We start from the raw sequence: 19,249 nt of genomic DNA on the forward strand, positions 1-19,249 counted from the left end.
TCAGTTCAGTTTGCAAATCCCGTTATCCTCGGGATCGTCATGGATAGTGCGGGGATATAAGTGATCAGAAAGATCACGATAATTTCGACTGCCAGAAACGGCAGGATTGCCTTGGCGATGGTCTCAACCCGTTCGCGTGAAACTGCGGCAGCCACAAATAGAACCAACCCCATGGGCGGTGTGGCCAGACCGACGGTCAGGTTGACGCTCATGATGATGGCGAAATGGATCGGGTCTACGCCGAGGCTGGTGAAGATCGGACCAAGGATCGGGCCAAGGATGATGATCGCGGGGCCTGCGTCCAGAAACATGCCGACGATGAACAGCAGCAGGTTGATCAGGAACAGCAGGATCAGCGGGTTTTCCGACAGGCTGAGGATCAGCGAGGCCAATTGTTCCGGCGCATGGCTGAGACTAACGACCGTCTTGAACGCCATCGCCGCGCCGACCAGCAACAGGACGACCGCCGAAGTCATGCCTGCATTGCTAAGTATTTCGGGAACTTCCTTCAAAGTAAGGGTGCGCAGGACGAAGAAACCGATGATGAAAGCGTATCCAACGGCGACAGCGGCGGCCTCGGTCGGGGTGAAGATGCCGCCCAGAATGCCGCCCAGAATGATCACCGGTGTCATCAGTGGAAAGAATGCCTTCAAGCTAGCCTGACGGCGTTCGGGCCAAGTGTATTTGCGGCTGGCGACAGGGAAGTCATACCGATCGGCCATGACCTTGATCATAAGCATCAAGCCAACGCCAACCATCACACCGGGTACGATACCAGCAAGGAACAGCGCCGCCACACTTTCACCCATGACATAGGCATAGATGATCATAATACCCGAAGGCGGGATGATTGGCCCGATCACCGAACTGGCCGCCGTGATCGCGGCGGCGAATTTGCGGGTATAGCCCTGCTTCTCCATCGCCGGGATCAACATAGATCCAAGCGCCGAGGTGTCAGCCACGGCAGAGCCCGAAAGGCCAGCGAACAGGATGGAACTCAGCACGTTCACATGCGCAAGGCCGCCCCGCAGGTGGCCCATCAGGGCCTGACTGAACTCGACGAGACGGATGGTGATGCCGCCGCGGTTCATCAACTCTCCAGCCAGCATGAAAAACGGAATGGCCATCAGCGGGAAGCTGTCCATGCCGTTATAAACATTGCGATAAAGCAGCGTGATGTCGTTGGTCTGACCGCTGAGCCACAGCAAAATACCCGGAGCGGCTAGCAATGCAAAAAAGACCGGCAGGCCGATCAGCAGGAAAATCAGGAATGTGGGCAGGAACCAAATCAGCATTTATTCAGCCCCCACCGCAGCTTCGGGAATCTCAGGCAGAAGATGCCCTCCGCCCAGCATGGTCACGATGGACCGCAGGATCAGCTCGATATTGACTGAGATCAGAAGGATAATCCCCACCAGCAGTGACGCCATCATCCAACTGCGCGGGATGCGATACCATTCATCAAACCCGAAAGAAGTGGGCAGATACAGAGCCGCAGTGGCGAACCGGCCACCAAAGCCGGTAACTTCGGACCATCCAATGTTCACGGCAACCAGAAGGACAGCCAGTGAAATCAAAAGCAGAAACAGATTGAGCGATAGGCCAAGCACGCGCGGCAGAAAGCGCTGCAGCATGTCGATGGCGACAAAACCTCCGCGTCGGAAGGCTGTGGGCGCCATCAGGCCCGTCATCCAGAGCATACAGAACCGCGCAGCCTCGTCCGGCCATGGCAGAGCGTTTCCAAGAACGTATCGAAAGAACACCTGGATCAGTATTGCGACTACCATGACTGCAATCGCAACGACACCAACCGCGCGGCCCAGTCGCAGCACGGTTTCGTTCACGAATGCAATCGGCGCTAACGCCGATGCCAGTCCGCCCATGCGGATCCTCCCTTGTTCAGCCGCGGGTTCGCCCCGCAGTCGTCATATCGCGCTTAGTTCTGCGCGAATTGGCCGAGTTTTCCGGCAAAGAATGTCAGCGCGTCTCCATCCGCCATGCTGACTTTCAGAACTTTGCCCACCACGATCACATGATCGCCTGCATCGTGATAGGCGTGCTGCTCGCATTCGAACCGGGCAAGACTGCCTGGCAGCAACGGGGTGCCGTTTACACATCGGTCATGTTCGATATCGCGCAACGCATGGGCGTCTTTTGAACAGCCAAAGCACAGCTCTGCCTGTTCAGCAGACAGAACATGCACGCTGAAATGACGTGCCGCGTGAAAATAGCGGAACCGGCGCGAATTACGATCGCCCGCCCACATCACCAGCGGTGGGTCCAGCGACAGGGAAGAAAAGCTGTTTGCCGTAATGCAGATCGGCCCATCCTCGCTGTCGCAGGTCACGACCGTAACACCCGTGGCAAAGCGACCAAAAGCATCGCGCAGGGTTCGCGTGTCGTCCTTATGCGGGACGAATGTATGGTTCATATCGCGTGAGATTGCATTCATCAGGGCACCTCATGTCCCAGCGCCGCCTCATACAGGCGGTACCAGCTTTCACGATCCAGCTTGACCTTCAAAGCATCCGAGGCACGCTTGATGCGGCCCAGATTGTTCGTCCCGAGAACCGGCAGAATGTTCGCCGGATGTGCAAGTAGGAAAGCAACGGCCACTGCGGCTCGGTCCACACCAAATTCTGCGGCGATCTCATCTGCAACAACACCGACCGGTGGGTTACCGGCCATCAGTAAGCCCCCACCCAGCGGCGACCACGCCATCAGAGGGTGACCGTGTTGTTGGTGGAACGCCAGATCGCCATTGGTAAACGGGCTGATCTCCCCAAGCGAGATTTCAATCTGATTGGTGACCAACTGGGTTTTCATCGCCGACTGCAGCAAAGACCAGTCCCACGGGCGGAAGTTGGACACGCCAACCGCGCCGACCTTGCCACTGGCGACCACCTCATCCAGCGCTGCTCCGGTTTCATGGTGGTCCATCATTGGATCAGGGCGATGGATCAACAGCAGATCGATGTGATCGATCGCCATTTCGGACAGAGACGTATCCACCGATTTCAGAATATGCGCGCGCGACGTGTCGTAGTATTTGACCTTGGCCTCCGCATAGCGACCCATTGGCGCGACGATGTCACATTTAGTGACGATTTCCATCTTCTGGCGCAGGCTGGGATTGGCGCGCAAGGCATTGCCCAGAACGGCCTCGGCCGCGTATCCGCCGTAGATATCTGCTTGATCGAAGGTAGTGATGCCCTGATCCAGACAAGCCTGAATCTTGGCCTCGACATGCGCGGTCGAGGTGTCACTGTCATCACCCAAGCGCCACATGCCATAGACAAGGCGGCTCATTTCCAGCGTGTCAGATAGTTTCACACGTTGCATTAGCGACGAACTCCGTTGCCCAGCGGGGTCGCCGGGGTGGTTGCTGGCACGCGCCCGTAGGCTTCGGGAAGCGAGCAGGTTTTCAGGTTGAGCATCACGCGGGCACCAAAATGTTTGGCCTCGTCCATGTGCGGGTAGCCCGAGAAGATGAAGGCGCGGATGCCCATCTTCTGATATTCTTCGATCTTGGACATGACCTGATCGGTTGACCCGACCAGCGCCGCGCCACAGCCCGACCGTGCGCGTCCGACGCCTGTCCACAAGCCCGGCTCGACATAACCGTATTCATCCGCCAGATCGCGGTTCTTCGCCTGATGCGCCACGCCCAGAGAGGTCGCGTCCAGCGCCCGTTCGCGGATGGCGCGGCCATATTCGTCATCCAGTTTCGAGACGATGTAATCCGCATATTCCTGCGCCTCAGCCTCGGTATCCCGAACAATCATGTGGACGCGCAGGCCGTAATCCAGTGTGCGGTTGTAATTCTCGGCCACAGCGTGAACGGCCTTCATCCGTTCGGCCAGTTGGTCCTTCGTCTCAGGCCACATCAGGTAGACATCGCAATGCTCGCCGCACAGGTCCAAAGCAGACGGCGAGTAGCCGCCGAAATACAGCAGTGGGCCACCGGTCTGGTAAGGCCGAGCCGGGTCGGTGGTCAGGCCTGAAAAGTTATAGACCTCGCCCGCATGGTTGATTTCGTCCTGCGTCCAGGCCTGTTTCAGGATCTCGACCACTTCGCGCGAGCGCTGATAGCGGAACGCGCTGTCGGCTTTCTCGCCGGGGAAGTCGGAAGAGATGATGTTGACCGTCAGCCGCCCCTTAAGCATGTGGTCCAGCGTCGCGATGGTGCGGGCCAGCATGATGGGCTGCATCTCACCACAGCGTACAGCAGCCAGCAGATTGATCTTTTCGGTGATCGGCGCGCAACCTGCGACGAAACTCAGCGTATCCTGACCGACCTGATAGGACGACGGGCACAGAATGTTGCGAAAGCCTTGCGCCTCGGCTTCTTTCACGATGCCCGAACAATGCTCCCAACTGGATCGCAGATCACCGTCGGGCACACCGAGGAACTGGTAGTCATCCGAACACAGCGCTGCGAACCACGAAACCTCGGCCGCATCCAGATCAGGGGATGTGATGGGGACGATGCTCATTTGATTCACGCTCCGTACATCTTTGACTTTCCTCTTGCGTAGCAAGCGCATTGATGTAGATCAATAGTGTATCAATTTTTCCTGCGACCGAGTGAAGCGCGCGCAAGTGACCACGAACAGCCGTAATCCCAACGCCCTGCCGATCTATGTCCAGATCTCAGAGCTGCTGATCCGCGATATCGCGGCAGGCCGCCTGATGGATGGCGAGCGCCTGCCGCCTGAAAGGGATATGGCCGCCAACCTGAATGTTTCGGTCGGAACCTTGCGAAAATCGCTCGCCGAGCTTGAGAAAAAAGGCATGTTGGAGCGTATTCAGGGCTCGGGCAATTACATCCGCGAGACCGGAACGCAGAACAGCGTCTATGCCATGTTCCGGCTGGAGCTGCCCGAAGGCGGCGGGTTGCCGCGCGCCGATGTCCTGTCGGTCGATCATCTGCAAAAACCCTCAGATTTGCCGGAATTCGGTCAGTCGAAATTCGGATCGCGGGTCCGCCGGATGCGCTATCTGAATGATACAATCATCGCGGTCGAGGAAATCTGGCTGGACGAATCGGCCGGGACAATCGATCAGAGCCTGCTGTCTGACTCGCTTTATCGCTACTACCAGCAGCAGCTTGGCTTCTGGATCACACGGGCCGAGGATCGTGTCTCGGTCGGTGCCCTGCCCGACTGGACGCCCAGTGGTTTCACCAAACCCGCCGGCCAGATCGTGGGGTATATCGAGCGGTTCAGCTGGTCAGAGAAGGCCGAACCTGTCGAGTTTTCAAAAACATGGTTCGATCCGGATCGGGCCACCTATGTCCAACGCCTGAAGTAAAAGGAACTGCGCATGACCCGGACCATCAATTACGGGCTGATCGGATGCGGTATGATGGGGCAGGAGCACCTGCACAATATAGCTCTGCTTGACGGTACGCGCGTCGCCGCAATATTCGAACCTGATCCGGAGATGGCGCAAAAGGCGCAAGCCATCGCGCCGGATGCGCAGATGGCCACGTCGATACAGGACCTGCTGGCGATCAGTGATCTGGATTGCCTTGTCATTGCCAGCCCCAACCACCTGCATGTCGAACAGTTGATCGAAATCGCCCAGACCCGCCCCCTGCCCCTGCTGGTCGAGAAGCCACTATTTACCAATCCTGCCGATCTCGACCGGCTTGAGCAGTTGGAACGCGACTACCCGCACCCGATCTGGGTCGCGATGGAGTATCGCTATATGCCGCCCATCGCGGCGCTGATCGATGAAGCCGAAGCCACCAGCGGCGGGATCAGGATGCTGTCGATCCGCGAGCATCGCTTTCCGTTCCTTGAGAAGGTCGGCAACTGGAACCGGTTCAACCGCAACACAGGCGGTACATTTGTCGAAAAATGCTGCCATTTCTTCGACCTCATGCGCCTGATACTGCAATCGGACCCGGTGCGGGTCTCGGCAAGCGGTGGGCAATCGGTCAATCATCTGGACGAGACCTATGCGGGCGAGACGCCGGACATTCTGGACAATGGCTATGTCATCGTCGATTTCGCTTCGGGCGCACGAGCAATGCTGGAACTGTGCATGTTCGCCGAAGGGTCACGCTATCAGGAAGAGATCTGCGCCATCGGTCCCGCCGCCAAGGTCGAGGCCCTGATCCCCGGACCGGGCCGTTTCTGGCCTGACCATCTGGGTGAGGCTCCGGTACCGCAACTGATCGTCAGCCCGCGCGATCCCAAAGGCCCGGTTGCACGCGATATTCCGGTTGAACCCGAGTTACTGGCCGCCGGGGATCACAACGGGTCAACCTACTACCAACACAAGGGCTTTCTGGAACTGGTGCGTGGAGAGCGCACAGCCCCGGAGGTATCCTTGCGCGATGGCATCTGGGCGGTGCGCGTCGGGCTTGCCGCGCAACAAGCGGCAGAGCGCGGAGAGACTGTAACCCTTTCACGGTAACAGCCGCTCAGCGCAGACCCGCGACCGCTTTCTGCAAAGCCACGATCAACGCATCCCGCTGCTGCGACAGCGCGGCGGGTGCCTCGCCCTTGGCCTCAGCGGTGACGCCCTCGACCAGTGTGCGGGTTACGTCTTCGGTCAGACGGACCTCGCCCAGATCATCCCACCACCCGTTGAACGTGTCGGTGAAGTGATCGCAGAACGCCTGCAATCCGCCCTCACCCGCGCCAAGGTTGAACAGCATCGTCGGCCCCATTGCCGCCCATCTCAGGCCGGGACCGGCCCAGACAGCCTTGTCGACATCTTCAACCGAAGCCACGCCAGCGGTGACAAGGTGGATCGCCTCGCGCCAGATCGCGGCCTGCAGGCGATTGGCGACATGGCCGGGCACCTCTTTGTGCAGACGGATCGTGGTCTTGCCGACCGACTGATAGAATGCCTGTGCCTGTTCGACGACACCATCGGCAGTGCGGTCATTGCCTAATACCTCGACCAGCGGGATCAGGTGCGGCGGGTTGAACGGATGCCCCAGCACAAACCGCGCAGGGTCATTCAAGCCCGGCTGCATCTGGCTGAGGGTCAGCCCCGAGGCCGAGCTTGCGACAATAGCCTCTGGCGACAAGGCAGGTTCGATGGCGCGGAACGTGGCATGTTTGATCTCCAGCCGTTCCGGGACGTTTTCCTGCACAAATCCGGCCCCTTCGACCGCCTCAGCCGCACCGGGAAAAAAGCGGATCGCATCGCGGGTGCCGTTTTCGGTCAGACCAAGCTCAGTCATCGCGGGCCATGCGGTATCGATGTAACGGCGCACATTGTCCGCAACCTTTGGGTCGGGATCGAACAGCGCCACCGAGCGACCTGATGCCAGAAACAGCGACGCCCAACTGGCCCCGATCACGCCACCGCCCAAGCAGGCGGTATGTTGAATTTCCATCAGAACAATCCCGGATTGAGCGGAGACGCCGCGGTCATGCCGCCATCCACCGTGAATAATTGCCCGGTTGCAAAACCTGCCTCATCCGAGGCCAGCCAGACCGCCATGCTGGCAACATCCTCAGGCTTGCCAAACCGCCGTGTCGCGTGTCGCGCCAAGGCATCGCTTCGGGCCGCCCGAGGGTCAGCGGCCAGATCGAACGCTGCATCGAGCATTCCGGTCTCGATCCAGCCGGGGCAGATTGCGTTGCACCGGATGTGGGGGCCATGATCGATAGCGATTGAGCGTGTCAGCCCATGCACAAAAGCCTTGGACGCGTTATAAAGCGCCATCGACGGGTCTGCGGCCGTTCCTGAGATTGAGCCGATATTGATGATGGAGCCACCTTCGGCCATGCGCGGGATGAAAGCACGGCAGAGGTTGAACACGCCCCGGCAATTGGTGCCAATCACCATCTCCCAATCAGCATCCGAACTGTCCGGCACTGTCTTTTCGACCTGAACCCCAGCGTTGTTGACCAAAATGTCGAGGCCGTCCATTTCTTGCGCCAGGGCATCGACCGCTGCTGCATCGGTGACGTCCAGATTGTACCAGTCGATTGCATCAGGCAGCCCCTCGGGCCTGTCACCGCGCCCGCACGTCGCTACTTTGCCGCCTTCCCGTACGAAAGCTCCGACAATCCCGCGACCGATACCTCGTCGGCCGCCGGTCACCAACGCTGTTTTCCCTGCCAACCGCATCACTGGGCCACCATCACGTGGCGCACGGACATATAGGCGTCCAGCGCATAGACCGACATATCGCAGCCAATGCCCGAGCCTTTCATCGCAGGCCACGGCTTGCCAACGTCGAGGGTACCCAGGTCGGGCAGTTCACCAATATGCGTCTCGACCACATCAGCGATGGCGAGAATGTATCCGGCGCGCTCAGCCGGTGGGGTCAGGTGGTAGCTTTCAAACGCCTCATGCGCCGCCTGCGCCGCGGCTTTGATCTGTTCGGGCGTTGCCTCAGGGATTTCGATAATCGTTTCACCGGTGGACGGGTCGAGAACTGGTAAAGGCTCTCCCAGCCCGACAACATGCTCACCATTGATCAACATATCTGTTTGCATATCCATCCCTCGCCTAAAGTCGCATCTGCTGCACTTGCGCCGACAGACCACCGTCCAGCACCCAAAGCTGACCGCTGGCATAGCGCGCCTCGTCCGAGGCCAGCCAGTTGACCAGATTGGCGATATCCTGAGGCGTTCCATAGGTGCGCATCGGATGCACATCGCGCACTGCCTGCTGCAACTGGTCGATGGTTTTGCCGCCACCGCCCGAGCCATCGCCGGTAAAAAAGCTCTGCAACATCGGTGTGTCCACATAACCCGGACAGATCGCATTGACCCGAATGCCATCGGGGCCATGGTCGCAGGCCATCGCCTTGGTCAGTGCGTGTACCGCACCTTTGGTGGCGCAATAGGCGGCCAGCCCGGGATCGGCGATGAAGCCATCATAGCTGCCGAAATTGATGATCGAAGCGGAAGGACCTGATGAGGCCGCCTTGCGCATCAGCGGCAACGCATGTTTCGAGGTCAGAAACGTCCCCGTGACATTAACCGCAAAGGAAAGGTTCCATTCCTCAAGCGAGGTGTCTTCGATGGTCTTTTCGATCTCGATCCCCGCGGCGTTGACCAGAATATCCAACTGACCTGCTTCGCGGTCGACCTGCGCCATTGCGGCAACTGCGTCCGCTTCCTGCGTGACATCCAGCTTGACGAAATGGCTGCCATCATCGTCATGGGCGTCCAACGATCCCTCAGGCGTCAAATCAGCCGCGTAGACGCGCGCGCCTTCGCGCAGAAATCGGGCAACGATAGCTCGCCCGATCCCGCCTCGCCCGCCGGTGACCAGCGCGGTTTTGCCGTCCAGCATCATGATTTGGTCTCCTTCAAAGGCGGATAGCGATAGCGGGTGGCTGCCACGGTCCAGTCCATGTGATTGCGCACATATTGCTGGCTGGCATCCGAAGGCGGATTGTAATCCCAAGGCTCGCCCGCCCCGGCCTCCATCGCTGCGTGCAACGCGCGACGGGACTTCTGGGTGGCGATCACGTCAGCGCGCAACTTCTCGCTGTTCCAGCGTTTGGCGACTTCATCAGCGAAGTGCGACGATTGCGCCGCATAGGTCGGATTTTCGGCCAGATTCACCTTCTCCAACGGGTCGCACGACAGATCGTAAAGCTGCGGGGGATCGGGATCGCAATGGATGTATTTCAATGCACCGCGACGGATCATGAAAACCGGATAGGGTGTCATCTCGGCGCAGTATTCACCAATCGCTTCGTCGACCGGATCGGCGTCTCCCCGTGCCAATAGCATCAGCGAGCGGCCATCCACCGGCTCGCCGAACATATCGTTCGAACCCCCGGCGATATCGACGAAGGTGGGCAGCATATCAACCAGTGAACACGCGTTAGCGGCAGAGCCCTGCGCAACGCCCGGCCCGGCCATCACAAGAGGTACGCGGGCCGAGTGTTCGAAGAAGTTCATCTTGTACCACAACCCCCGTTCACCCAGCATATCGCCGTGATCGGAGGTGACGATGATGATGGTGTTGTCCAGCTCCCCAATCTCTTCCAGCGCTTTCACCATAGCGCCGAGTTTGCTGTCGAAATAGCTGACATTCGCCAGATAGGCCCGCCGCGCGCGCAATACCTCTGCCTCGCTGAGCGGCACATAGCTGGCCTCGATCCCGTCCATAACCCGTCGCGAGAACGGGTCTTGTTCGTCAGGTGTCAGGGTGAATTCCGGCAGTGGAACATCGGTGTTAGAGTAGAGGTTCCACCATTCCGGCTTGGCCACATACGGATCATGCGGGTGGATAAAGCTGGCCACGAGGCAGAACGGAGCTTCATCCCCAGCCGCCCGATCACGCCCCCGGTCGATCAGCCAGCGGCGGGCGGCGAATTCAACCTCATCGTCATAGTCGGTCTGGAACGTGGCAATCGCCTCGCCGCTTTCCTTGACCGTTTGCATGTTGTGATACCACTTGTCGATCCGCTCATCCGGGGCTTCCCAATCCGGGGTCCAGGCGAAATCGGCCGGGTAGATATCGGTGGTGACCCGGTCCTGAAACCCGTGTTTCTGATCGGGGCCCACGAAGTGCATCTTGCCCGACAGGCAGGTGCGATAGCCCAACGCCGTCAGGTAATGCGCAAAGGTGGGAACCGAGGCGCGAAATTCGCTGGCATTGTCGTAGGCGGCAATCCGGCTGATCAACTGGCCAGACATAAAGGCAAAGCGCGATGGCGCACAGAGCGGCGAGTTGCAATAGGCCGCGTCAAACCGCATGCCCCTTGCAGCCAGCGCATCGATATGCGGCGTCTTAACAGTCGGGTGCCCATAAGCGCCGCAGAAATGCGGTGCCAACTGGTCGGCCATCACTACAACGATATTAGGCCGCCTCACGGAGCAGCCTTTGCGTAAGCATCCAGAACCAGCCCGTGGAAGTGATGCACCGCATGTTCCGATTTGCCCGAGCCGCTGGGATCGTGGACGATCCGTCCCTGAGTGAAGGCAGGTGTGCTCATCCCGCGCTGCACGCTTTCGACAATATCGATGTCTTCGCGTTGCAGAACCTCGTCGAGATAGCGGATCGCTTCCAGTTCCATCTCATCGGGTTCGGGTGTTTCGAGGAAGAAATCATAAGTCTCCAGCGTCCGGTCCGGGCCAATCGGAATGATGTTGAGCACGATCATCGAGGACCGGCCGGGATACCGCATCAGGCAGGTCGTCGGCCACAGCCACCAGACTGCATGGGTCCGCACCGTGGCGTTCGACACGTCATAGGCGGTGTTCGCGCCCTTGCCAGCTTCGGCCATGTGGCTGGAATAGATGCCATATGTGGTCACCTTGTAGGTGTCCATATCGACCAAATCGCAGAAATCCTTATGCGCCGTCGGGCAGTGGTAGCATTCGAGGAAATTGTCGACGACATTCTTCCAGTTCGACTTGATGTCATAAGTCAGGCGGTGACCGAAAGTCAGGTTCTCGATATCTGGTGCCCAGTGGCGGATTTCCGTCTCCAGATTGCCCGACACCTGATGCAGAGGCTCAGCCTCCGGGTCGAGATTGACATAGATGAATCCCGCGAATTCCTCGACCTGAACCTGATCCAGACAGATATCCTTGGTGCTGAAATCGCTCAGATTTTCCGTCTCGGGCGCGCGAACAAGCTGGCCGTCCAGTTTATAGACCCACGCGTGATAGGGGCACATGATCCGCGTCGTCTCGCCTTCACCTGACAGCAGATGGTGGGCGCGGTGTTTGCAGACATTGTAGAAGGCGCGCAAGACGCCCTCGCGGTCGCGAACAATGGCAATGGGGCGGCCTGCAATCTCGACCGTTACATACGATCCCGGCACGCGCAGCTTTTCGACGTGGCAGACCCATTGCCAGGTTTTGGCAAGGATCTCATTCAGATCGACCTGATGCCACGCCGGGTCGACATATGCCTCGGCATTCAATGAACTGGTGTTGAACGGGTCGGAACTGTACCCGTCGGAAATGCGTTGGAACTGTTCTTTGGACGGCAGCTCGCTCATATGCGTCTCCACAATTCGGGGCTTGTCAGAGCACCGGGCTACTGGCTTTCGCCGCATATGATCTTCTGAAATCGAAGTTTCGTCTAAACTTTTTTCGCCATATTCTTAATTTTTTCAGCCATTGGTGTGCATCCCTCAGCCCGGTTTGCGATGCATGGGCCAAGCCCTGTATTCGAACGGCACGCGGCCCTCGACCCGATCCTGACTGGGCGGCAGGCCAAACCGTTCCTTATACGAACGGCTGAAATGTACCTGACTGGCAAAACCGGATGCCATGGCAACCTCGGCGATTGGCATATCGGTCTGGGTGACAAGCCCCCTCGCCCGGTCCAGCCGGATATCGCGATAGTAGAGGGCCGGGGTCTTTCGGATATGAGTGGCAAACAACCGGTCGAGTTGCCGGTGCGAAATATTGGCCTGTTTGCATATCGCAGGGATCGGTAGCGGATCTTCCAGATGCGCCTCCATGATCTGGATCGCCGTTTTCAATGTCGCGGGAATAATCGTGCCCAAGGGCTCATTGCCCTCGGGCTGCTGCAGCGCCGATGGCCCCCGAAACCGGTCGTGAAAGATATAGCGAGCGGCGGCATTCGCCAGCGCAATCCCGTGGATACCTTGCAAAAGATGCAGAGCAAAATCCACCGACGCCCCTCCTCCGCAGCAGGTCGCCCGGTTGCCGTCGAGGACATACAAATTCTCCGTCACTTCGACATCCGGATAAAGCTCCTGAAAGGCATCGATATGTTCGTAATGCACAGTCGCCCGTCGCCCGTTCAACAACCCGGCCTGCGCCAACATGAACGCCCCTGTATCTAGCGCCCCAAGCAGCACCCCTGTGCGCGCCCATTGGTGTAACGCGGTACTGATCTTTGCCGTCAGGTGCCGTTCAGGGGTCCAGCTGGAAGAGACGATCAGTATATCCGCCGGCTGCGCATCAAAGCTGTTCAATCCTGCTGTCTCCGTCCCGGCCCCGTTGCTTGAAACGCAATAGCCGCCAGCCTCAGACACGAAATCCCACGTGAAGTGTGGCTTGCCGTCCAGATAGTTTGCCGCCCGGAACGGATCGATAAACCCCATCGTGGCCGACATGTTGAAGTTTGGGGTCACCAGCAACAAGATACGGGTCTGCGAGACTGCGGATTGTGTCATCACCCGATCACCTCACATAGCGCGGAACGTTGTAGCGTGCGGGATATCCACCTCGACATACATAAGAATTCTCTAATCCCGCTGCTGACAACCGACAAGCCCTTGGGGAATTGTTGACGCGATGCGGGATCTAACCAAGGCGTGTTTTATTATATCCGCCGGGCCCGGATCTCATTTCCGTCAGATGACAAGCATCGCATTGTGCAACGCCCGAGGCCTTTCATGCTTAGAGAACTCCAACTTAGAAAAGCTTCGCCCATGTCTGAACAGAAGCTGGCTGGTGCGGATCCCGTAAAGCCGATCTACAAAAGACAGAGGCAGAATTGCTGAGGTCAATTAGACCGAGACTAATTTACGTTTTTAACTGCCGCATAAAGCTGACGAAATCGTGCCAATCGCCGTGAAAGTGCCACTAAATCATCGGGCTCAAACCTGTCCGTTGCCGTGGGCTGTTCTGCAAGATCGGCTCTGCCCAATGCACGATCACCAAAAGCCGCCAGACGGGCCGCGCCATAGGCTGGACCGGAAGTTGCTCCGTCTGAGCGCACAATGGGTTTCCCGATTACCGTCGCAATGAGACTCAATAACAGATCTGATCGGCTGCCACCTCCGATCGCGGCAAGCTCCGGCAGGCTATCTACTGTATCGCCGAAACTCTGCGCGGCATCGGCAAAGCAAAAAGCTATAGCCTCCACCACGGAACGACAGATGTCTGCGCGTGTTGTCGAATCTTCAAGGCCAAAGAAACCGGCCCGAATATGCGGATCCCCAAGTGGGCTGCGCTCACCTGTCAGATACGGTAGGAAAATCGGCACGCGTTCACCGCTGACCGTTTCAGCAAGCGCAACAACTTCGGCGGCGGACACCCCCAATTGATCACCAATCCATGAAATTGGCCTCGCCCCGTTCAACATCGCCGCCATTTGATACCAGCGGTCGGGCAGAGTATGCGCATATGCATGCACATATAATTCGGGGTTGGGCTTGTATGAGCGATCCGCCACAAATAACTGGCCCGACGTTCCGAGAGAGATGAAGCCACGCCCCGGTTCGATAGCGCCCAACGATACCGCCCCAGTTGCCGCGTCCCCTCCCCCAGCGACCACAGGAGTCCCGGGCTTTAACCCGGTCTCTGCCGCAGCTCGCGCTGTCACTGTTCCAACAACCGTGTGCCCGTCGTGAACCGGAGGCAACCAATCGAGGGCTACTCCGGTGGCTTCGGCTATTCCGACATGCCACGTGCGCGAAGCCTGATCGAGCCACATGGTTCCGGCGGCATCGGACGTGTCGGTTGCCAGCTCTCCGTGCAGGCATAAGCCGATATAATCCTTGGGCAGCAGGATATGGGCAATTCGGCCATAGCATTCTGGTTCATGTTGTTTCAGCCACGCAATCTTGGGCGCAGTAAAACCCGGTAGGGGTAGAACCCCCGCAATCTGCCCGATCTGCGGCTCGGCAGCTCGCAGTTCATCGCATTCATGCGCGGCCCTGCTGTCATTCCATAAGATTGCTGGGCGGATCGGGCACAGATCGCGATCCAGTAACACGGCGCCATGCATTTGGCCGGACAATCCGATGGCTTTCACCTCAGATAACGCGATTTTCCCGGCAAGCAGATTCAATGCGTCGCGTGTCGCTTGCCACCAAAGATCCGGGTGTTGCTCTGACCAGCCAGGCTGCGGAGATGTTGTCTTGATCCCTACAGAAGACGTCGCCACAATCCGATCAGCATCCGTGCAGACAAGCTTGACTGCTGACGTTCCGATATCGATCCCCAGATACATTGAAACCCCTTGCCCGCGTCAAAGCCCGGAACTTGCCTGACTCTTGATTTTTTATCGCGCGCAAAGAATATGTAAAGTTAGGATAAGATCAAGGCGGCGAAGATCCGCAGGCAGACTGGCATGACCAAAATTAAGAACATGGAAGAGTTCGCGGCGCTCAGCGGCATCTCGCGACCCACGGTTTCTAAGTACTTCCACGATCCCGATAGCGTTCGACCAACGACACGGGCGCGCATTGAAGAGGCGCTCGAACGGTTTGACTATCGTCCGAATATCTATGCTGTGAACCAGAACCGGAAGCTGACCAAGAATATCGGCATCGTCGTGCCCTATCTGGCCGATCCGTTCTTTGCCGAAATCGCGCGCTATCTGGAACAAAGCTGTATTGCTGCGGGGTATCGCCCATCCTTGTTCAGTTCACATGGCGAGCAAAAGCTGGAGACCGAAATTCTGGACGGCCTGCAGTCCATGAAACCCGCAGGGGTTCTGTTGGCACCGTTGGGGCGGACTTCGGACCGATCAGCGATCGAAAAATTCTGTTCCAATGTGCCGACTGTTCTGTTCGACAGTAACCTTGACGGTCTGGGGGCCGCGTTTATTGGGTCGGACAATTTCAGTTTTGTGTCGCAGACTGTGGAATACATGACCCGGACGGGTGAGCCCCCATCCTTCTTTGAAATGCGTACACCTGCGAACCCCAACGCCAATAAGCGGCGAAAAGCCTATATTGAGGTGATGGAACGCCTCGGGTTCGAGCCTCATATCATCAAAGTCGACGGCACAGGCTGGGCGTTCGAAGAAATCGGGCACAGGGGGGCGCTGAAAGTTCTGGAAGAGCATGGACTGAAGACGGATTCTGTTTTGTGCAGCAATGATCGGCTTGCCATCGGCTTTCTCGCAGCTTGTTTCGAGCGGGGGATTCGGGTCGGTCGGAAGGAAGATTGCTCGCTGCGCGTCGCCTCAAATGACGATCATCCATTCGCAAAGTTTACGTGCCCGTCTCTGACCACAGCAGCGCATGACTATGACAACGTAGCCGGGCGAAGCGTCGAAACCTTGTTCGAACTCATTGAAAGCGGGGGGAAATTCGATACTCGAGCCGAAACGCTTTTCCCCGCGCGGCTTGTATTGAGGGATTCTGCGTAACTCACAATTTTTAACGCGCGTAAAGTTTTTATTGACGTCGCGACAATTTACACTCTACGTTCTCTGCATGACATCCAAGCTCAGGGAGGACAGGGATGTATCTGAAACACGCACTTCGTGCGGCGACTGCGTTGACTTTCGTCGCCACGGCAGCAGCCCACGCGCAATCCATCACGATCGCCACCGTGAACAACGGCGACATGATCCGGATGCAGGGCTACACCGATAAATTCACCGAAGCGACCGGCATCGATGTCGAGTGGGTGACGCTGGAGGAAAACGTGCTGCGTCAGCGCGTAACCACCGACATCACCACCAAGGGTGGTCAGTTCGATATCATGACCATCGGCATGTACGAGACGCCCATCTGGGGCGCAAATGGCTGGTTGGTTCCGTTGGACGGCCTGTCCGACGAATATGACGTTGGTGACATCCTGCCAGCCATGGCTGGCGGTCTGAGCCATGAGGGTACGCTGTATGCGGCACCTTTCTATGGCGAGAGTTCGATGATCATGTACCGCGCGGACCTGATGGAAAAAGCAGGCCTTGAGATGCCCGAAGCTCCGTCCTGGGAGTTCATTAAGGAAGCAGCGGCGGCAATGACCGATCACGACGCTGACATCAACGGAATCTGCCTGCGCGGCAAAGCTGGTTGGGGTGAAGGCGGTGCTTTTATCACTGCCATGTCCAACTCGTTCGGCGCGCGCTGGTTCGACGAAGACTGGAAGCCTCAGTTCGATCAGCCGGAATGGGCCGACACGCTGAACTTCTATGTTGAAATGATGACGGAATCTGGCCCTGCCGGTTATGCCACCAATGGTTTCAACGAAAATCTGTCCCTGTTCCAACAGGGAAAGTGCGGCATGTGGATCGACGCAACTGTTGCGGCGTCTTTCGTGACCAACCCTGACGATTCCACAGTTGCGGATAAGGTTGGATTTGCGCTCGCGCCTGACACCGGTCTGGGCAAGCGGTCCAACTGGCTCTGGGCCTGGGCGCTCGCCATTCCAGCCGGAACACAGCAGGAAGATGCGGCCAAGCAGTTCATCGAATGGGCTACGTCAAAAGATTACATCGAACTGGTGGCTGAAAGCGAAGGCTGGGCCAATGTTCCGCCAGGCGCGCGCGTTTCTTTGTACGAAAACCCTGAATACCAGAAGGTTCCGTTCGCCAAGATGACACTGGATTCGATCCTGTCGGCTGATCCGAACAACCCGACGGTGAAACCGGTGCCATATGTCGGCATCCAGTTTGCAGCGATCCCGGAATTCGCGGGCATCGCAACACAGGTAAGTCAGGAATTCTCGGCGGTCTATGCCGGGCAGCAAACGGTCGAAGAAGCGCTGGAGAAAGCGCAGGCCTTCACCGCAGAAGAGATGGAAGCCGCAGGCTACTGAGGCACACTCCCCGGCGGGCGGGCAGAGATCTGCCCCCCGCTCCCTACTTTCACAACTCGCGTTTTTCTCGCAGGCTACGCTAACGCCTGAACAGAGAGGGTTTGCGTTATGGCAACTCAACATTCCCGATCCGTTGCGCGCCTGATGATGGCACCCGCAGTGGTCCTGCTGCTTGGCTGGATGCTCGTGCCTCTGACGATGACGCTGTATTTTTCCTTCAAGAAATACCTGCCGCTGCGTGGAGGTGATCTGGGCTGGGTCGGTTTCGACAACTACATCCGGTTCGTCTCGTCCAGCTCCTTCTGGCCCGCTGTGCAGGCGACGCTGGTGATCGTAGGCGGTGTGCTGGTGATCACAGTGGTGCTGGGCATCCTTCTGGCGATGCTGCTGGACCAGCCCATGTGGGGTCAAGGTGTTGTCCGCATCCTCGTGATCGCACCCTTCTTCGTCATGCCGACGGTTTCTGCGCTGGTCTGGAAGAATATGTTCATGGATCCAGTCAATGGCTTGCTGGCCCATCTGTGGCGCTTTTTCGGGGCCGAGCCAATCTCATGGCTCTCCGAGGCGTCGATGACGTCGATCATCATGATCGTCTCATGGCAGTGGCTGCCCTTCGCGACGCTGATCCTGCTGACCGCAATTCAGTCGCTGGACAGTGAGCAGCTGGAAGCAGCCGAAATGGATGGTGCCCCGGTGCTGAAGCGGTTCTATCACATAGTCCTGCCGCACCTCAGCCGCGCGATAACCATCGTGATCCTGATCCAGACGATCTTTCTTCTGTCGATCTTCGCCGAGATCTTCGTGACCACTGGCGGTGCATTCGGCACACGCACCCTCACCTACCTGATCTTCCAGCGTGTGTTGGAAAGCCAAAATGTAGGTCTTGGATCAGCCGGAGGTGTCTACGCCATCATCCTTGCCAATATCGTTGCCATCTTCCTGATGCGCATCGTCGGCAAAAACCTGGACGCGTGAGGAGGTAAGACCATGGCCCGCGCCGTCACAACCCGTCGTAAATCACTGAACACTGCCCTGGCCTGGACTATTGGATTGTTGATCTTTTTCCCGATCCTCTGGACGATCCTGACCAGCTTCAAGACCGAAGCGCAGGCCATCGCAAGCCCGCCTCTGTTCCTCAACTTTGACTGGACGCTTGAGAATTATGCCGTCGTTCAGGAGCGCTCAGACTACATGCGGTTCCTGTGGAACTCGGTCATCATCGCGGGCGGATCTACCATTCTGGGCGTGATCATCGCAGTGCCGGCTGCATGGGCGATGGCCTTTGTGCCCTCGAAACGCACCAAGGATATTCTGCTGTGGATGCTGTCCACCAAGATGCTGCCCGCGGTTGGTGTGCTTTACCCGATCTACCTGCTGTTCATCCGTCTGGGCCTGCTGGACACGCGTGGCGGGCTGGTCGTGGTGCTAATGCTGATCAACCTGCCGATCATCGTCTGGATGCTGTACACCTATTTCCGCGAAATTCCGGGGGAAATTCTGGAGGCCGCGCGGATGGACGGAGCGACCCTGAAAGAGGAAATCCTCTATGTCCTGACGCCCATGGCCGTGCCCGGCATCGCCTCGACCGTTCTGCTGAACTTCATCCTGGCCTGGAATGAGGCGTTTTGGACGCTCAATCTGACCGCCGTCGACGCGGCCCCACTGACAGCTTTTATCGCCAGCTATTCCAGCCCCGAGGGTCTGTTCTTTGCCAAGCTCAGTGCGGCCTCGACCATGGCGATTGCGCCAATCCTCATCCTTGGCTGGTTCAGCCAGAAACAACTTGTCCGCGGCCTGACCTTCGGCGCTGTGAAATAAGGAGCACT

The 19,249-nt window shown here is 58.1% G+C and carries 19 protein-coding genes; 6 read left to right on the top strand and 13 right to left on the bottom strand.

Annotation, left to right across the window (positions count from 1 at the left end; translation table 11 throughout):
• Nucleotides 1–5: 5 nt before the first annotated feature.
• Genes ACR0IV_RS09175 through ACR0IV_RS09195 form a run of 5 tightly spaced genes read right to left on the bottom strand, consistent with a single transcriptional unit; the run spans nt 6 to nt 4,496 of the window.
• A complete protein-coding gene (locus ACR0IV_RS09175; protein WP_039540899.1) occupies nt 6–1,295 on the bottom strand; it encodes a TRAP transporter large permease in 1,290 nt (429 codons plus the stop codon).
• Nucleotides 1,296–1,883, bottom strand: a complete 588-nt coding sequence (locus ACR0IV_RS09180; RefSeq protein WP_480468946.1) for a TRAP transporter small permease — start codon at nt 1,881–1,883, stop codon at nt 1,296–1,298.
• Between the two features lie 53 nt (nt 1,884–1,936).
• Nucleotides 1,937–2,452 (bottom strand): flavin reductase family protein, encoded by a 516-nt coding sequence (locus ACR0IV_RS09185; RefSeq protein WP_170514668.1) that lies wholly within the window; start codon nt 2,450–2,452, stop codon nt 1,937–1,939.
• Nucleotides 2,452–3,342, bottom strand: a complete 891-nt coding sequence (locus ACR0IV_RS09190) for an aldo/keto reductase (RefSeq protein ID WP_480656945.1) — start codon at nt 3,340–3,342, stop codon at nt 2,452–2,454. The genes ACR0IV_RS09185 and ACR0IV_RS09190 overlap by 1 nt, the downstream gene beginning before the upstream one ends.
• Nucleotides 3,342–4,496, bottom strand: a complete 1,155-nt coding sequence (locus ACR0IV_RS09195; protein ID WP_480468944.1) for an LLM class flavin-dependent oxidoreductase — start codon at nt 4,494–4,496, stop codon at nt 3,342–3,344. Before ACR0IV_RS09195 ends, ACR0IV_RS09190 begins: the two co-directional genes overlap by 1 nt.
• Nucleotides 4,497–4,602: 106 nt before the next feature.
• On the opposite strand from ACR0IV_RS09195, the gene ACR0IV_RS09200 reads away from it, so the two are divergent.
• Together ACR0IV_RS09200 and ACR0IV_RS09205 are read left to right on the top strand one after the other, a co-directional pair.
• Nucleotides 4,603–5,313, top strand: coding sequence for a GntR family transcriptional regulator (locus ACR0IV_RS09200; protein ID WP_480656944.1), 711 nt, complete (start codon nt 4,603–4,605; stop codon nt 5,311–5,313).
• A 12-nt stretch (nt 5,314–5,325) separates the two neighbouring features.
• Nucleotides 5,326–6,426 (top strand): Gfo/Idh/MocA family protein, encoded by a 1,101-nt coding sequence (locus tag ACR0IV_RS09205; RefSeq protein WP_480656943.1) that lies wholly within the window; start codon nt 5,326–5,328, stop codon nt 6,424–6,426.
• A 7-nt stretch (nt 6,427–6,433) separates the two neighbouring features.
• On the opposite strand, the gene ACR0IV_RS09210 is transcribed toward ACR0IV_RS09205, so the two are convergent.
• The 8 genes from ACR0IV_RS09210 to xylB form a co-directional block, all read right to left on the bottom strand.
• Nucleotides 6,434–7,360: a 3-hydroxyacyl-CoA dehydrogenase NAD-binding domain-containing protein gene (locus ACR0IV_RS09210; protein WP_480656942.1), complete on the bottom strand. Its 927-nt coding sequence runs from the start codon at nt 7,358–7,360 to the stop codon at nt 6,434–6,436.
• The gene (locus tag ACR0IV_RS09215; protein WP_480656941.1) at nt 7,360–8,100 is read right to left on the bottom strand and encodes an SDR family NAD(P)-dependent oxidoreductase; all 741 of its coding nucleotides are present in this window, start codon (nt 8,098–8,100) and stop codon (nt 7,360–7,362) included. Before ACR0IV_RS09215 ends, ACR0IV_RS09210 begins: the two co-directional genes overlap by 1 nt.
• On the bottom strand, nt 8,100–8,471 hold the full coding sequence (locus ACR0IV_RS09220; protein ID WP_480656940.1) for an aldehyde dehydrogenase family protein: 372 nt from the start codon (nt 8,469–8,471) through the stop codon (nt 8,100–8,102). The genes ACR0IV_RS09215 and ACR0IV_RS09220 overlap by 1 nt, the downstream gene beginning before the upstream one ends.
• A gap of 13 nt (nt 8,472–8,484) precedes the next feature.
• A complete protein-coding gene (locus ACR0IV_RS09225; protein ID WP_480468938.1) occupies nt 8,485–9,279 on the bottom strand; it encodes an SDR family NAD(P)-dependent oxidoreductase in 795 nt (264 codons plus the stop codon).
• Nucleotides 9,276–10,811, bottom strand: coding sequence for a choline-sulfatase (betC, locus tag ACR0IV_RS09230; RefSeq protein WP_480656939.1), 1,536 nt, complete (start codon nt 10,809–10,811; stop codon nt 9,276–9,278). Before betC ends, ACR0IV_RS09225 begins: the two co-directional genes overlap by 4 nt.
• On the bottom strand, nt 10,808–11,947 hold the full coding sequence (locus ACR0IV_RS09235; protein WP_480656938.1) for an aromatic ring-hydroxylating oxygenase subunit alpha: 1,140 nt from the start codon (nt 11,945–11,947) through the stop codon (nt 10,808–10,810). The genes betC and ACR0IV_RS09235 overlap by 4 nt, the downstream gene beginning before the upstream one ends.
• A gap of 135 nt (nt 11,948–12,082) precedes the next feature.
• Nucleotides 12,083–13,096, bottom strand: coding sequence for a GlxA family transcriptional regulator (locus tag ACR0IV_RS09240; protein WP_480656936.1), 1,014 nt, complete (start codon nt 13,094–13,096; stop codon nt 12,083–12,085).
• A gap of 347 nt (nt 13,097–13,443) precedes the next feature.
• Entirely contained in the window at nt 13,444–14,880 is a 1,437-nt protein-coding gene (gene xylB, locus ACR0IV_RS09245) for a xylulokinase (RefSeq protein ID WP_480656935.1), read from the bottom strand.
• A 120-nt stretch (nt 14,881–15,000) separates the two neighbouring features.
• On the opposite strand from xylB, the gene ACR0IV_RS09250 reads away from it, so the two are divergent.
• The 4 genes from ACR0IV_RS09250 (at nt 15,001) to ACR0IV_RS09265 (ending at nt 19,241) form a co-directional block, all read left to right on the top strand.
• Complete coding sequence (locus ACR0IV_RS09250) at nt 15,001–16,026, top strand: LacI family DNA-binding transcriptional regulator (RefSeq protein ID WP_480656934.1); 1,026 nt, start codon at nt 15,001–15,003, stop codon at nt 16,024–16,026.
• Between the two features lie 95 nt (nt 16,027–16,121).
• Nucleotides 16,122–17,423, top strand: a complete 1,302-nt coding sequence (locus tag ACR0IV_RS09255) for an ABC transporter substrate-binding protein (RefSeq protein WP_480656933.1) — start codon at nt 16,122–16,124, stop codon at nt 17,421–17,423.
• A gap of 108 nt (nt 17,424–17,531) precedes the next feature.
• Nucleotides 17,532–18,398 (top strand): carbohydrate ABC transporter permease, encoded by an 867-nt coding sequence (locus ACR0IV_RS09260; RefSeq protein ID WP_480656932.1) that lies wholly within the window; start codon nt 17,532–17,534, stop codon nt 18,396–18,398.
• 12 nt (nt 18,399–18,410) lie between these two features.
• Complete coding sequence (locus ACR0IV_RS09265) at nt 18,411–19,241, top strand: carbohydrate ABC transporter permease (RefSeq protein WP_480656931.1); 831 nt, start codon at nt 18,411–18,413, stop codon at nt 19,239–19,241.
• Nucleotides 19,242–19,249: the final 8 nt, after the last annotated feature.

The organism is Ruegeria sp. C2 (genome assembly GCF_056537765.1).

What these genes read in the sequence shown, in the direction of transcription:
- ACR0IV_RS09175 (WP_039540899.1), bottom strand. Translation starts at nt 1,295, where the DNA reads ATGCTGATTTGGTTCCTGCCCACATTCCTGATTTTCCTGCTGATCGGC.
- ACR0IV_RS09180 (WP_480468946.1), bottom strand. Translation starts at nt 1,883, where the DNA reads ATGGGCGGACTGGCATCGGCGTTAGCGCCGATTGCATTCGTGAACGAA.
- ACR0IV_RS09185 (WP_170514668.1), bottom strand. Translation starts at nt 2,452, where the DNA reads ATGAATGCAATCTCACGCGATATGAACCATACATTCGTCCCGCATAAG.
- ACR0IV_RS09190 (WP_480656945.1), bottom strand. Translation starts at nt 3,342, where the DNA reads ATGCAACGTGTGAAACTATCTGACACGCTGGAAATGAGCCGCCTTGTC.
- ACR0IV_RS09195 (WP_480468944.1), bottom strand. Translation starts at nt 4,496, where the DNA reads ATGAGCATCGTCCCCATCACATCCCCTGATCTGGATGCGGCCGAGGTT.
- ACR0IV_RS09205 (WP_480656943.1), top strand. Translation starts at nt 5,326, where the DNA reads ATGACCCGGACCATCAATTACGGGCTGATCGGATGCGGTATGATGGGG.
- ACR0IV_RS09210 (WP_480656942.1), bottom strand. Translation starts at nt 7,360, where the DNA reads ATGGAAATTCAACATACCGCCTGCTTGGGCGGTGGCGTGATCGGGGCC.
- ACR0IV_RS09215 (WP_480656941.1), bottom strand. Translation starts at nt 8,100, where the DNA reads ATGCGGTTGGCAGGGAAAACAGCGTTGGTGACCGGCGGCCGACGAGGT.
- ACR0IV_RS09220 (WP_480656940.1), bottom strand. Translation starts at nt 8,471, where the DNA reads ATGCAAACAGATATGTTGATCAATGGTGAGCATGTTGTCGGGCTGGGA.
- ACR0IV_RS09225 (WP_480468938.1), bottom strand. Translation starts at nt 9,279, where the DNA reads ATGATGCTGGACGGCAAAACCGCGCTGGTCACCGGCGGGCGAGGCGGG.
- ACR0IV_RS09235 (WP_480656938.1), bottom strand. Translation starts at nt 11,947, where the DNA reads ATGAGCGAGCTGCCGTCCAAAGAACAGTTCCAACGCATTTCCGACGGG.
- ACR0IV_RS09240 (WP_480656936.1), bottom strand. Translation starts at nt 13,096, where the DNA reads ATGACACAATCCGCAGTCTCGCAGACCCGTATCTTGTTGCTGGTGACC.
- xylB (WP_480656935.1), bottom strand. Translation starts at nt 14,880, where the DNA reads ATGTATCTGGGGATCGATATCGGAACGTCAGCAGTCAAGCTTGTCTGC.
- ACR0IV_RS09250 (WP_480656934.1), top strand. Translation starts at nt 15,001, where the DNA reads ATGACCAAAATTAAGAACATGGAAGAGTTCGCGGCGCTCAGCGGCATC.
- ACR0IV_RS09255 (WP_480656933.1), top strand. Translation starts at nt 16,122, where the DNA reads ATGTATCTGAAACACGCACTTCGTGCGGCGACTGCGTTGACTTTCGTC.
- ACR0IV_RS09260 (WP_480656932.1), top strand. Translation starts at nt 17,532, where the DNA reads ATGGCAACTCAACATTCCCGATCCGTTGCGCGCCTGATGATGGCACCC.
- ACR0IV_RS09265 (WP_480656931.1), top strand. Translation starts at nt 18,411, where the DNA reads ATGGCCCGCGCCGTCACAACCCGTCGTAAATCACTGAACACTGCCCTG.